This is a genomic window from Paenibacillus abyssi, assembly GCF_014640295.1.
Taxonomy (GTDB): Bacteria; Bacillota; Bacilli; order Paenibacillales; family Paenibacillaceae; genus Paenibacillus_D; species Paenibacillus_D abyssi.
The window spans coordinates 1-12,780 of sequence record NZ_BMGR01000007.1; the positions used below are offsets into that span (position 1 = coordinate 1).

Sequence of the window (12,780 nt, forward strand, 5' to 3'; positions counted from 1 at the left end):
GGGGTGGAAGCGCAGCAATGCGTGCAGCTGACGAATACTAATCGGTCGAGGGCTTATCCTAACAACAGCAAGACAGCTAAAGTAATTCATGACTTTCGCATCCGGTTTTCAGGGCGCAATGCTTTGCATGGCTGCCATCGAGTATGGTATGCTTTGCATAATTTGCACACAGCATTTGGCGATGCTGTATACCTGAATAAATTCCCGAGTGGACAAGCATCGCATCGGGAAACCAATGTGGCGGCATAGCTCAGCTGGCTAGAGCGTACGGTTCATACCCGTGAGGTCGGGGGTTCGATCCCCTCTGCCGCTACCAACTACATAAGGACGCTTAGCTCAGCTGGGAGAGCATCTGCCTTACAAGCAGAGGGTCGGCGGTTCGATCCCGTCAGCGTCCACCATGATTTATTTAGCCATTTTGTATGAGATGGCGCTGCAAAATGTGGAGCTGTGGTGTAGAGGCCTAACATGCCTGCCTGTCACGCAGGAGACCGCGGGTTCGAATCCCGTCAGCTCCGCCATTTAATTCTTGTTTGAGGCTCGGTAGCTCAGTCGGTAGAGCAGAGGACTGAAAATCCTCGTGTCGGCGGTTCGATTCCGTCCCGAGCCACCATTTATTTTTACTTGTCAGCTTCACGGCGGCAAAGTAGTGCGGAGGGCTAGCGAAGTGGCCAAACGCAGCAGACTGTAAATCTGTTCTCTGACGAGTTCGGTGGTTCGAATCCATCGCCCTCCACCACTTCATTTTCAAGAGCCATTAGCTCAGTTGGTAGAGCACCTGACTTTTAATCAGGGTGTCGAAGGTTCGAGTCCTTCATGGCTCACCATTTTATGGACATTAATCCTTGCGGATCTCCGTAAGGATTTTTTTGTGTTGTGCAGTCGTTCTGCATTGTAGTAAGAGGTAAGCACCAATCTCGGTGTAGCTTTGATTACAAAAGGGCAAAATAGTGACTGCGGAAGCAAAATTCATGAAGGTATCCGAAAGGGGAGTCTGAATGAACTATCTGTTGGCAGCTGTAGTTGCCTTTGGGATTGTATATATTGCTGTACCGGTGCTGCGTGCTATTGCGCTTCAAACGGGATTTGTGGATCGTCCTTCTTCAAGAAAAATCCATACGGTGCCGATTCCGCTTCTTGGCGGCGGCGCTATATATATTGGTATTGTTGCTTCTTTTTTTCTGTTTCAAGGCATTACGAATCTCAGTATCACCGTGGCGGTCGGTGGATTGCTGCTTGTTACAATCGGTTTGATTGATGACCGTGCCAAAACGAAGGGCAAGGAATTTCCGGTATGGCCGAGAGTCATTGTGTATGCGGCAGCATCCTTTATTCCTGCCGCAACGGGCATTCGAATCTCAGGGGTTACTGATCCTGGTCCAGGATTGATGTTTATATTCCCTGAATGGGTTTCGGTATCCGCAACCGTCGTCTGGGTATTTGCCTTAATTAATATGATCAATTTCATCGACGGGGTGGATGGGCTTGCATCAGGCGTAGCGACTTTGTCATCCTCGACGCTTTTTATTACTGCACTTGTAAAAGGCCAGTTAGAAATCGCACTGTTGGCTGTAATTCTTGTCGGCTCGTGTATTGCTTTTCTGGTATATAACTTCTACCCCGCCCGTATTTTCATGGGGGACGCCGGTGCCACGTTTCTTGGTTATACGCTTGCTGTTATCGCTGTGGAAGGAGCATTTAAAAGCGCGACGCTCGTTACAATGGCTGTACCTTTATTAGCTTTGGGCCTCCCTATAATGGATACTGTCATTGTAATGACCCGAAGATTAATTAGCGGGAGGGGTCTACACAGAGCGGATAAATTGCACGCCCATCATTTGTTGATGCGCTGGGGTTTAAACCAGGTTCAAACAGTTTCTTTTCTGTATTTGATCGCTGCTTTGTTCTCCTTGCTGTCGATTGTTATTCTGTTTGTTGTGCGAAATTAAGTCCGCTGGTAAATGAGGAAAATATCTATACAAGATGTATCAATATGGTACAATGACGGAAAAGCGTTCTTTAATGCGGATAGGAGTTAAGGCAGAATGAGCGGTACGCAGTGGAAGGAGCAATTGGAACACATACTCGGAAGTCCTTTGCGCTTGAAGCAGATAAAGCTAACGGAGTGGCACAAGGCCACTGCCCTTTCTGCGGATAGTCCTTCATCTCCCGTGCAGTCAGGAGCTGTAAAGGTGGCCAGTGACCAGTGGCTGTGGTTTGCAGTTCAGGCGGACGGCAATAGCGTTGAAGTATTGGAGCTGAAAAACGGCGAGGTTACGGAAACAGAACGTAATTTGATCAGCTGGTCACTTTTGCATCTGCGCCAAGGAAAACGCGCTTCCGCATCTCCTGCGCATGAGGCGGAGCGTCTTGTAGAGGAGCTTGGAAATTGGATTCAAGAGGCGATCGATAAGGGGACGCTTCAAAGTGAAGTGCCTGACCATTTAACAGCGGGAGGGCGGCTTTTTGCGAAGATGATTCCCTTTCTGCTCGTAAGTGAGCAATCCCCACGCAAAAATACCTATGTTGAACTCGAAAAGCTGTTAAAATCCTTTTTCGCAGAAGAAGTCATGCTTATTCCTTTGAAAGAACAGGAATGGCTCATACTTGGCCCGCTGTCCTTGTTAAATGATACGGAAAATGAGGAACGCAGTGTGGAGGATGACGAGACAGAGGAGGATCTGCTCACCTCAATGTGCTCTGCTCTTCATGGGATGCTTGCGACCGAATGGATCGGGGAGTGCCATCTGGCTGTCGCGCACCCCAATACCCCTGCCAAATCGATTGTGGAGACGCTAGCATTGCTTAGGGAAACGGTATACCTTGGCCGGAAATTTCATGTGAGCGTAAACATTCACTTGCCTTGGCTACTTCATTTGGAACGTCTGCTTAATAGCATTCCTGAACCGCAGCGGGGCAGATTTATGGAGCAAGTTCTCAACCGCTCGGACGTGCTGCTTGAGCCGGAAATATTAATGACGCTTGAAACTTTCTTCAGCCTCGACTGCAATGTGAGTGAAACAGCTAAGAAATTGTATATACACCGAAACACGCTGCTCTACCGGTTGGACAAGCTGAAGCAGGAGACGGGATTGGATGTTCGGGTATTCAGAGACGCTGTACTTGTTAAGATTATATTGCTATTGTACAAAGTGACGAAAAGGAAGTAATTTTTTTGTAGAGTTTGTGCATAGTCATCTGAGGACGACTAAGATAAGATAGATTTATAACGAAAACCAATTGTTTAGGGGGAAATTCAAATGGCAGGCGTACGCTTAGAGCATGTTTACAAAAAATATCCCGGTTCGGAAACAGCATCCGTTACTGATGTTAATTTAGATATTAAGGACAAGGAATTCCTCGTTCTTGTTGGACCGTCCGGTTGCGGTAAATCGACGACACTGCGGATGATCGCAGGTCTTGAAGAAATTTCCGAAGGTAAGCTGTTCATCGGCGAGCGTCTTGTAAATGACGTTGCTCCTAAAGATCGTGACATTGCGATGGTATTCCAATCCTACGCTTTGTACCCACATATGAATGTTTATCAAAACATGGCATTCGGTTTGAAACTTCGTAAATTCAAAAAAGCGGACATCGACAAACGCGTTCGTGAAGCCGCTAAAATTCTTGATATTGAGCATTTGCTCGACCGTAAACCAAAAGCACTTTCCGGTGGTCAGCGTCAACGTGTTGCCTTGGGCCGCGCGATTGTTCGTGAACCACAAGTATTCTTGATGGATGAGCCGCTCTCCAACTTGGACGCGAAACTTCGCGGTCAGATGCGTGCGGAAATCAGTAAATTGGCTAAACGTCTTGAAACGACTGTTATCTACGTAACGCATGACCAAATCGAGGCCATGACAATGGGTGACCGGATTGTTGTTATGAAAGACGGGTTCATTCAACAAGCTGCTTCTCCAGAAGAGCTGTACAACAACCCGGTTAACATGTTCGTTGCAGGCTTTATCGGTGCGCCTTCGATGAACTTCATTAAAGGTCAATTGACTGAGCAAGGCGGAGCTGTCCGTTTCAAAGCAACTGGCGTGGATGTTACACTGACTGAAGGCAGAGCACAGGTTGTTCGTGAGAAAGGTTATATCGGCAAAGAAGTTGTTTTGGGTATTCGCCCAGAAGATTTCCATGATGAGCCGGTATTCATGGAAGCATCGCCGAACAGCATCGTCAGTGCGAACGTAGAAGTTGCTGAGAATCTTGGTCACGAGAAATACTTGTACCTGGCTGGACTGGGCAGCGACACAGTTATCGCACGTGTTGACGGCCGTTCCACAATCAAAGAGGCTCAAAACGTCAAGCTTGCAATCGACATGAACAAAATTCATATGTTTGATGCAGCGACTGAACTGAGCGTATTCGAAAACAAATAATAAGGCCACAGGCCCTGTACAATAACCGTCCGATCATTTATCGGGCGGTTATTTTTTATGTACATAGGTGTAACATTTCCAAGCTGTAGCCGTTATATCCACGATGGAGGACCGAAGGTGGGAGCCTGAAGTAGAAATCTGGAATTTTAGAGGGAACCAAGTAAAACCGACCACAGCAAGACGGATTCATGTGGCAGAGGGGAATGCCTATTTCCGGGTAGACTCAGCAGGCGGATGGTCTTCCACCGGAACAGAAAGCAGGTTCGGTTATGCGATACCTGAAGCGTCCTGCAAGCGGCCGTTAACATTTGAAATCAAGCGCTATCCGGGATATATCCTGCAGTCTTTTGAACTGAAAATTCAATAGAAATGCCGGTTGAGACGCCGAAATCATGGTAGACGTTGATTTCGGCGCTTAATTCATTTACGATGGTTACATTGGAAAAAAGCAGATTAATCGTACCCGGCGACATGCATGGGCGTGAGGGAGGCTATCAGATGCCCAAGAAAGTAAAGGTATCCGAGCTTGTTAAGCAATTTCAGCTGGAGATATTAGCGGGAGAAGACGGGCTGAAGCGGGGGATTACGGTTGATGATTTGTACCGGCCGGGCTTGGAGATGGCCGGTTATTTTCACTACCACCCGACAGAGCGCGTTCAAATTCTAGGGAAAACAGAGTTAGAGTTTCTGCAAACGCTTGATAGCGAAAATCGTTTGGATCGCATGTCCAGGTTATGTGATGAAGATACACCCTGTATTATCATTACGCGCGGACAGGAAGCACCGCAGGAGCTGTTGGACCAATCCAATGAGAAAAGCCTGCCTCTTCTTAGAAGTCCGCACGCAACGACCAGCTTGATTAGCCGAATTACGAATTTTCTTGAGAACAAGCTGGCACCAACTGCAACGATTCATGGCGTATTGGTCGACATTTATGGGATCGGCATGCTGATTACGGGCAGCAGCGGTATCGGCAAGAGTGAAACCGCACTGGAGCTCGTTAAACGAAGCCACCGGCTGGTAGCCGATGACGCAGTGGAAATCCGGCAAATGTCGGATGGACAGCTCGTTGGAGCGGCGCCTGAGCTGATCCGTCATCTTCTTGAAATCCGCGGGCTGGGAATTATTAATGTGATGACGCTGTTCGGTGCGGGTGCCGTACGGACAAGTAAACGCATTAGTGTTGTCATCAGATTGGAGAATTGGCAGCAGGAGAAACAGTATGACCGGCTCGGTCTCGACGAGGAAACAACCCGTATTATTGATACGGACGTTCCGCTTGTTACGGTACCGGTTCGGCCAGGCCGAAATCTTGCCGTTATTATTGAAGTAGCGGCGATGAATTATCGTTTGAAGCGAATGGGATACAATGCGGCGTTGCAATTTACGAATAAGCTCACCGAGACGATCGCCGATGATTTTGACGATTACGAATAAAGGAGCCTGCGATTCATGAATGTTTTGAAACTTGATCCGATTGCATTCTCACTTGGTCCAATCAGCGTGCATTGGTACGGCATTATACTGGGCACAGCGGCGCTTGTCGGACTCCTGCTTGCAATTCGTGAAGGGAAACGATTCGGCCTGCCTCCGGATTTCTTCATGGATTTATTGCTGCTTGGCGTGCCATCAGCAATTATTGGCGCACGTATATATTATGTGGCGTTTAAATGGGATGAATATCAGGATAATTGGATCGGGATCTTCCAGATCTGGAACGGCGGAATCGCGATCTATGGCGCACTGATCGGAGCCTTAATATGCGGCTTCTTCTATTTCCGTCACCATGGCTACAACTTTTGGAGGATTGCGGATATTTGTGCGCCGTCGCTGCTTGCCGGTCAAATGATCGGGCGGTGGGGCAATTTCATCAATCAGGAAGCTTATGGCGGGCCTACGACAGAAGAGTTTTTGCGCGGCTCGCTTAACCTTCCGGGATGGATCGTCAATCAGATGAATGTTGATGGTACATTCCATCATCCGGCATTTCTCTATGAATCCATTTGGAGCTTGGTGGGAATCGGGCTGCTGTTTGTGCTAAGACGGCAAAAGTTCCTGCGTGCAGGAGAGCTGTTGGCGTCATACTTTATCTGGTACTCGATTGGCCGATTCTTTATTGAAGGGCTTAGAACGGACAGCTTGGCGTTTCAAGGGCCGGCATGGCTGGAATCTTTAGTGGCGGGCCTTTGGTCCCCCATGACGGGTGTGTTCGAACCGGGTTACCTCGACCCGGGATACGGCAATGTGCGGATTTCGCAAGTGTTGGCGATATTGTTGATTATTGCGGGTATCGCCTTTATCGTCATTAGAAGGCTGACTGGCGCGGCCACGGCACGTTACAGTGATCCGATCGTTTCCAGTAAACAAGCCGCAGTAGAGAATAATGCAGCAGTAAAAGCCGGGTCGAAGGAAGATAAGGAGAAACACAATGACAACAAAGATTCAAACCGTTCTATTTGATTTAGACGGGACGATTCTCGATACGAATGAACTGATCATCCAATCGTTTATACACGCGTTGAAGGACATCGTTCCAACGGATTTTAACAGGGAGCATATTATTCCGAGCATGGGACACCCTCTTGCGGTGCAAATGCAGTTGTTTTCGCAGCTGGAGGATGTGTCGCACTTAGTAGCGGAATATCGCAAAATTAATTTGCAGCTGCATGATGAGCTGGTACGCCCTTTCCCTCATGTGCTTGAGGTGCTGGAAGCTCTTCATTCGGCAGGGCTGCAGCTGGGTGTCGTGACGACGAAGATGCGGATGACAACCGAACGCGGATTAAAGTATGTCGGCCTGTGGGATTGGATGTCGTCCATTGTAACGATGGATGATGTGCAACATCCCAAACCGCATCCGGAGCCGGTGCAGCGTGCGGTACGGGAGTTGAATGCGGATCCGTCATCTACATTGATGGTAGGCGATAGCGGCGTCGATATGGAATCGGCGCTGGCCGCCGGTGTCATTCCCGTTGGGGTGGCATGGTCATTGAAAGGTGAAGCGAAGCTGTGGGAGGCGGGCGCCAAGCACATGCTTCATGATATGCGCGATCTATATGAAATCGTCGGATTGGAGCGGGGTGCGCTTGAGAAAGGTTGAGCGATATCCGGTAGAGGGCCCGAATGCGCTGTGGCAGGTATATCGGACCGTCAGCCCATGGAAAGCGGTACGAAACTTTATCTTTATTCAACTGGCGAGGTACTGTCCGATCCTGCCGGTAAAAAATGCGATCTATAGGCGTGTCCTGGGGATGAAGGTTGGACGCCACACCGCATTTGCACTGATGGTGATGGTGGATGTCTTTTTTCCGGAGCGGATCGAGGTCGGCGATAATTCAATTGTCGGTTACAATACGACGATCCTTACGCATGAATATTTGATCAAGGAATACCGGCTGGGAAATGTGAAGATCGGCGAAGGCGTCATGATCGGAGCGAATACAACGATTCTGCCCGGCGTGACGATCGGCGACCACGCGGTCGTTGCCGCCGGCTCTGTCGTTCATAAGGATGTGCCGCCGCATGCGTTTGTCGGAGGCAATCCGATGAGGGAGCTGCGGAAGGCGCAGGAAAGATAACAGATAGCCGTACAATCAACCTGATAAGACCTGGCGGTAATCTACGCCAGGTCTTTCTCTCATCATAGAGGGTAGTCAATCATGATAAGTATTGTGAAATGAAGGCCGTTGTGAATCCGCGCATCCGGCTTGACGAGGTCGATTTTCCATGATAATATTACGACTAAACTCTTTATTTTGGCAGTATGGTAATATGGTATCGCGTTAATATACTAAAGTGTTTGTGGGTGAATCGATTGTCGAAACCAAAAGTATTTGAAAAACCGATCGGGGTCAAGGATTATTTGCCGCATGCCGTCACAAAGCTGCGCCATATTGAGCGTGAAGTGCTGGGGTGTATGCAGCGCTGGGGTTATGAGCAAATTATGACACCGACGATGGAATATTACGACACAGTGGGCGTAGCAAGCTCTACGTCCGATCAGAAGCTGTTCAAGCTGTTAAATAACCGCGGGACTACTCTCGTGCTGCGCTCGGATATGACGGCTCCAATTGCCCGGGTGGTGTCTTCGCTGCTGCAGGAGGCTCCGTTTCCGCTGCGCCTTTCCTATCATTCGAATGTGTTTCGGGCGATTGAAGAGGAAGCCGGGCGTGAGGCGGAATTTTTCCAAACCGGTGTGGAGCTGGTCGGAGATCCGACTGCTGAAGCCGATGCAGAGGTAGTGGCGCTGGCCATCGCTTCGCTCAAGGCAGCCGGTGTAGACCGTTTCAAGATCGCGATCGGCCATGTAGGTTTTCTTAATGGCTTATTCGAAGAGACGTTAAACGGCGATATCGAGACGCAGGAGGAGCTGAAGGCATGCTTGCTTGGCCGCGACTATGTCGGCTATCGTGAGCGGCTGCGCAAGCTGGAGCTGAGCGAGCCGCTGCTGCATGAGCTGGAAAGTATCCTTAGGCTGCGCGGCGGCAAGGAGATCTGCGAGCAGGCTCTTCATTTGAGCAGCAACCAGACAGCCCAGGCTTCGATCCGGCATTTGTGCGAGGTGTGGGAAGTACTTAAAGCGTACGGGGTATGTGAGGATGTGTTGATCGATCTGACGATGATTGGCGATTTCTCCTATTACACGGGCATGACGTTCGAAGGTTATGCTGCGGACCTCGGTTTTCCGGTTGTCAGCGGCGGCCGTTACGATAATCTGCTGAAGCAGTTCGGACGTCCGGCTCCGGCTACGGGTTTCGCGCTGAAGACAACGCGTATTCTTGAGCTGGTCGGTGATGAAGCCGGAAATGAGCCGAAGCGTGTGTTAATCGGCTATGATGCGAACAGCCGTGAGGGAGCGCTCGCAGCCGCACAGCGTTACCGGGAACAGGGAGACAGCGTCGTAACGGAGAGGGTTGAAGACTGGTCTGATTGGGAGCCCGGAAAGAGCGGCGAGACATTGCCGGTTATTTATAAGGGAGCCGCTTATTCGGTCGTTATTCCGTTTAACAGCGGCAATGCGAAGGGAGGTGCCTCCTCATGAACGGTCAGCGCAGCGATACGTTAAAGGTGGCTATGCCAAAGGGGCGGATTTACAAGCAGGCTTCGAAGCTGTTTCGTGAGGCGGGTCTGCCGATTCCGAGCGATTTCGATGATACGCGCAAGCTGATTATCGAAGTGCCGGAAGCAAGGATGGAGTTCATCATGGCCAAACCGGTTGATGTGCCTACTTATGTGGAATATGGGGTGGCGGATATCGGGATTGTCGGCAAGGATGTGCTGATGGAAGAGAACAAGGACGTCTATGAGCTGCTTGATCTGGGTATTGCCAAATGCCGGATGTCCGTGATCGGTCTGCCGGATTGGAAGCCGGCCATTCATCCGCGCGTGGCGACGAAGTATCCGAATGTGGCATCGCAATATTTCCGTGAGCAGGGGCAGCAGGTAGAAGTCATTAAGCTGAACGGCTCGATCGAGCTGGCGCCGTTAATCGGGCTTGCCGACCGTATCGTCGATATGGTGGAAACCGGGCAGACACTGCGGGAGAACGGGCTCGTCGAGATGGAGACGATCTTCGGCATCACAAGCCGGCTGATTGCCAACCGTGTGAGCTACCGGATGAAGAACGATGAGATTCAAAGCTTATGCGACCGGCTGCAGGCAGCGATTGCTGCGAAGGCATGAGGCGCATGGGTTGGAGATAGATGCATCAGCGCAGAAAGTGAACAATGTGCAGCTGGACGGCGGCGCGAAGGCTGAACAGCCCAAGCGGAATCGTCAGCGGTGCACGTGGAGTGAAAGGAGAGAAGAAGCATGCGTATCATTCCTGCAGAGGAGTTCAAGCTGAGCCGTGAGGTGGAGTATGGCACACCGGAGCAGAATGAAGCGGTCCGGGAGATCGTGGGAGCGATCCGGACTGAAGGCGACGCGGCGCTGCTGCGGTATACCGAGCAGCATGACCGCGTGAAGCTGGATGCGGCGTCACTTCGTGTGACGCAGCAGGAGATTGAGGCGGCGTATGAGCATGTGGACGCCGCTTTTCTCACGGCGATTCGCGAAGCGGCCGTGAATATTCGTGTTTTCCACGAGAAGCAAAAGCGCAGCTCGTGGATGGATCTGCAGCCGGACGGGACGCTGCTCGGGCAGATCATCCGCCCGCTGAAGCGGGTGGGCGTCTATGTGCCCGGCGGTAAGGCAGCGTATCCTTCGTCCGTGCTGATGAACGTGATTCCGGCCCAGGTAGCCGGCGTGCCGGAGATCGTGATGGTCACCCCGCCGGCAACCGGCGGACAGGAAGGGATCAACCCGTACATCCTGGTCGCTGCAGCGGAAGCCGGGGTGAAGGAAATGTACCGCGTCGGCGGTGCTCAAGCGATCGCGGCGCTTGCTTACGGCACGGTGTCGATTCCGCCGGTCGACAAAATTTGCGGACCCGGCAATATCTACGTTGCTCTGGCCAAACGCGCCGTCTTTGGCGTGGTCGATATCGACAGCATTGCCGGTCCAAGCGAAATCGCGGTGCTTGCCGATGACAGCGCCGATCCGGCCTATGTGGCTGCCGACCTGCTCTCGCAGGCAGAGCATGATGAGATGGCCTCGGCGATCCTAGTGACACCGTCGCGCAGGCTTGCTGAGGCGGTAGCGGCAGAAGTGGAGTCACAGCTGGCAGTACTGCCGCGCGAGCAGATTGCACGCCAGTCGATCGACAGCTATGGCGCAGTCCTGCTTGTGAAGTCCTTGGAAGAGGGCATCGACATCATTAACCGGCTTGCGCCGGAGCATCTTGAAGTGATGACCGAGGAACCGATGCAGCTGCTTGGCAGGATTGAAAATGCCGGCGCGATTTTCCTCGGGGCATACAGCTCGGAGCCGGTAGGTGATTATTTTGCCGGACCGAACCACATCATCCCGACGAACGGAACCGCGAGATTCTCCTCGCCGGTTAATGTGGATGACTTTATAAAAAAATCAAGTCTCATTCACTATAGTAAAGAAGCGCTGCTGAAGAACGGAGAGCACATCATTACGCTGGCCCGCCACGAAGGACTGGAAGGCCATGCAAGGGCGATCGAAATCCGGCTCGAGAAGGAACGCGGCAATTAACGATCCAATAAATATTGATTAAGAGAGAAGGGTTACGATGACAGAGAGCGTCAAGCGTGCGGCCGAGGTGGCTCGCAAAACGAACGAAACGGACATCAAGCTGGCATTTGCCGTGGACGGCACGGGTTCGGCTCAGATTGAGACGGATGTACCTTTTCTGAACCATATGCTGGATTTGTTCACAAAGCACGGCCAATTCGATCTGCAGGTCGAAGCGCGCGGCGATGTTGACATTGACGACCACCATACGGTAGAGGACATCGGCATTTGCTTAGGACAGACATTGCGTGAAGCGCTCGGCGACAAACGTGGCATTAAACGGTATGCAAGCGTGTTTGTACCGATGGATGAGGCGTTGGCGCAGGTTGTGATCGATGTCAGCAACCGGCCGCATTTCGAGTATCGTGCGGAGTATCCTTCCCAGCAAGTGGGCAGCTTCTCTACGGAGCTGGTTCATGAATTTCTGTGGAAGCTGGCGCTGGAAGCGCGGATTACGCTGCATGTGATCGTTCATTACGGACAAAATACACACCACATGATTGAAGCGGTATTTAAGGCGCTCGGGCGTGCGCTGGATGAAGCGACGTCAATCGATCCAAGAGTACAAGGAGTCCCGTCCACGAAGGGAGTGCTGTAGGATGATCGCGATCATCGATTACGGCATGGGCAATCTGCACAGTGTGAGCAAAGCGGTTGAGCGGCTCGGCTATGAAACGCTTGTGACCGCCGATCCGAAAGAAATTTTGGAAGCGGAGGGTGCGATTCTTCCGGGCGTAGGCGCATTCGGCGATGCGATGCAAAATTTGCATAATACGGGGCTGGATGAAGTAACCAAATTCTATGCCCAGTCAGGCAAGCCGCTGCTGGGCATCTGTTTGGGCATGCAGCTGCTGTTCAGCACAAGCGAGGAGCATGGCCTGAGCGAGGGGCTAAACCTGCTGCCGGGCAGCGTTGAACGCTTCCAAGGCAGCTATAAGGTGCCCCACATGGGCTGGAACCGCCTGACTTTTCATCAAGACAGCCCGTTGTTCAAAGGCTTGGAGCAGGGACATGTGTATTTCGTTCACTCCTACCATGCCAAGCCTGAGCGCGCGGAGGACCTGCTGGCGACGACCGATTATCATCAGCAGGTGACTGCGATTGTCGGCCGCGGCAATGTGTACGGCATGCAGTTTCACCCGGAGAAAAGCGGCGATCTGGGGATGCAGCTTCTCGATAATTTCCTTGCTATGACCGGAAGCAGCCGGCTGGCGGGAACGGTAACCGAATAATGAAACATAAGTAAGGGTTTTGC

Annotated in this window: 14 protein-coding genes and 6 tRNA genes; all 20 read left to right on the plus strand. The window is 51.3% G+C overall.

Going from position 1 to position 12,780, the window contains the following annotated elements; genetic code table 11:
- On the plus strand, positions 1-249 hold a 249-nt coding region (locus IEW11_RS11320), incomplete at its 5' end, for a hypothetical protein (RefSeq protein WP_188531191.1).
- A tRNA-Met gene (locus IEW11_RS11325) sits at positions 240-316 on the plus strand. The genes IEW11_RS11320 and IEW11_RS11325, both read left to right, overlap by 10 nt.
- Positions 317-325: 9 nt before the next feature.
- Positions 326-401: transfer RNA gene (locus IEW11_RS11330), tRNA-Val, on the plus strand.
- Positions 402-444: 43 nt separating this feature from the next.
- Positions 445-521 (plus strand) — tRNA-Asp (locus IEW11_RS11335).
- A 16-nt stretch (positions 522-537) separates the two neighbouring features.
- Positions 538-613, plus strand: a tRNA-Phe gene (locus tag IEW11_RS11340).
- 40 nt (positions 614-653) lie between these two features.
- Positions 654-739, plus strand: a tRNA-Tyr gene (locus tag IEW11_RS11345).
- Between the two features lie 12 nt (positions 740-751).
- A tRNA-Lys gene (locus IEW11_RS11350) sits at positions 752-827 on the plus strand.
- Between the two features lie 171 nt (positions 828-998).
- Complete coding sequence (locus IEW11_RS11355) at positions 999-1,949, plus strand: MraY family glycosyltransferase (RefSeq protein ID WP_188531192.1); 951 nt, start codon at positions 999-1,001, stop codon at positions 1,947-1,949.
- Positions 1,950-2,045: 96 nt separating this feature from the next.
- Positions 2,046-3,170: a PucR family transcriptional regulator gene (locus IEW11_RS11360; RefSeq protein WP_188531193.1), complete on the plus strand. Its 1,125-nt coding sequence runs from the start codon at positions 2,046-2,048 to the stop codon at positions 3,168-3,170.
- Between the two features lie 90 nt (positions 3,171-3,260).
- The gene (locus IEW11_RS11365; RefSeq protein ID WP_188531194.1) at positions 3,261-4,385 is read left to right on the plus strand and encodes an ABC transporter ATP-binding protein; all 1,125 of its coding nucleotides are present in this window, start codon (positions 3,261-3,263) and stop codon (positions 4,383-4,385) included.
- 103 nt (positions 4,386-4,488) lie between these two features.
- Positions 4,489-4,752, plus strand: a complete 264-nt coding sequence (locus IEW11_RS11370) for a hypothetical protein (protein ID WP_188531195.1) — start codon at positions 4,489-4,491, stop codon at positions 4,750-4,752.
- Between the two features lie 131 nt (positions 4,753-4,883).
- Entirely contained in the window at positions 4,884-5,822 is a 939-nt protein-coding gene (gene hprK / locus IEW11_RS11375) for an HPr(Ser) kinase/phosphatase (RefSeq protein ID WP_188531196.1), read from the plus strand.
- Between the two features lie 15 nt (positions 5,823-5,837).
- On the plus strand, positions 5,838-6,845 hold the full coding sequence (gene lgt, locus IEW11_RS11380) for a prolipoprotein diacylglyceryl transferase (protein WP_188531197.1): 1,008 nt from the start codon (positions 5,838-5,840) through the stop codon (positions 6,843-6,845).
- Positions 6,814-7,485 (plus strand): pyrophosphatase PpaX, encoded by a 672-nt coding sequence (gene ppaX / locus IEW11_RS11385; protein ID WP_188531198.1) that lies wholly within the window; start codon positions 6,814-6,816, stop codon positions 7,483-7,485. Before lgt ends, ppaX begins: the two co-directional genes overlap by 32 nt.
- Entirely contained in the window at positions 7,472-7,963 is a 492-nt protein-coding gene (locus IEW11_RS11390) for an acyltransferase (protein WP_188531199.1), read from the plus strand. Before ppaX ends, IEW11_RS11390 begins: the two co-directional genes overlap by 14 nt.
- Positions 7,964-8,199: 236 nt before the next feature.
- The gene (locus tag IEW11_RS11395; protein ID WP_188531200.1) at positions 8,200-9,426 is read left to right on the plus strand and encodes an ATP phosphoribosyltransferase regulatory subunit; all 1,227 of its coding nucleotides are present in this window, start codon (positions 8,200-8,202) and stop codon (positions 9,424-9,426) included.
- Positions 9,423-10,067: an ATP phosphoribosyltransferase gene (hisG, locus tag IEW11_RS11400; protein WP_188531201.1), complete on the plus strand. Its 645-nt coding sequence runs from the start codon at positions 9,423-9,425 to the stop codon at positions 10,065-10,067. Before IEW11_RS11395 ends, hisG begins: the two co-directional genes overlap by 4 nt.
- Positions 10,068-10,196: 129 nt before the next feature.
- Entirely contained in the window at positions 10,197-11,486 is a 1,290-nt protein-coding gene (hisD, locus tag IEW11_RS11405; RefSeq protein ID WP_188531202.1) for a histidinol dehydrogenase, read from the plus strand.
- A gap of 37 nt (positions 11,487-11,523) precedes the next feature.
- Positions 11,524-12,123 carry an imidazoleglycerol-phosphate dehydratase HisB gene (hisB, locus tag IEW11_RS11410; RefSeq protein WP_188531203.1) on the plus strand — a complete coding sequence of 200 codons (600 nt, stop codon included), beginning with the start codon at positions 11,524-11,526 and terminating at the stop codon, positions 12,121-12,123.
- A 1-nt stretch (position 12,124) separates the two neighbouring features.
- A complete protein-coding gene (gene hisH / locus IEW11_RS11415; RefSeq protein WP_188531204.1) occupies positions 12,125-12,757 on the plus strand; it encodes an imidazole glycerol phosphate synthase subunit HisH in 633 nt (210 codons plus the stop codon).
- Positions 12,758-12,780 lie beyond the last annotated feature (23 nt).

What these genes read in the sequence shown, in the direction of transcription:
- IEW11_RS11365 (WP_188531194.1), top strand. Translation starts at nt 3,261, where the DNA reads ATGGCAGGCGTACGCTTAGAGCATGTTTACAAAAAATATCCCGGTTCG.
- IEW11_RS11355 (WP_188531192.1), top strand. Translation starts at nt 999, where the DNA reads ATGAACTATCTGTTGGCAGCTGTAGTTGCCTTTGGGATTGTATATATT.
- hisB (WP_188531203.1), top strand. Translation starts at nt 11,524, where the DNA reads ATGACAGAGAGCGTCAAGCGTGCGGCCGAGGTGGCTCGCAAAACGAAC.
- IEW11_RS11370 (WP_188531195.1), top strand. Translation starts at nt 4,489, where the DNA reads ATGGAGGACCGAAGGTGGGAGCCTGAAGTAGAAATCTGGAATTTTAGA.
- ppaX (WP_188531198.1), top strand. Translation starts at nt 6,814, where the DNA reads ATGACAACAAAGATTCAAACCGTTCTATTTGATTTAGACGGGACGATT.
- hisH (WP_188531204.1), top strand. Translation starts at nt 12,125, where the DNA reads ATGATCGCGATCATCGATTACGGCATGGGCAATCTGCACAGTGTGAGC.
- hisD (WP_188531202.1), top strand. Translation starts at nt 10,197, where the DNA reads ATGCGTATCATTCCTGCAGAGGAGTTCAAGCTGAGCCGTGAGGTGGAG.
- hisG (WP_188531201.1), top strand. Translation starts at nt 9,423, where the DNA reads ATGAACGGTCAGCGCAGCGATACGTTAAAGGTGGCTATGCCAAAGGGG.
- lgt (WP_188531197.1), top strand. Translation starts at nt 5,838, where the DNA reads ATGAATGTTTTGAAACTTGATCCGATTGCATTCTCACTTGGTCCAATC.
- hprK (WP_188531196.1), top strand. Translation starts at nt 4,884, where the DNA reads ATGCCCAAGAAAGTAAAGGTATCCGAGCTTGTTAAGCAATTTCAGCTG.
- IEW11_RS11360 (WP_188531193.1), top strand. Translation starts at nt 2,046, where the DNA reads ATGAGCGGTACGCAGTGGAAGGAGCAATTGGAACACATACTCGGAAGT.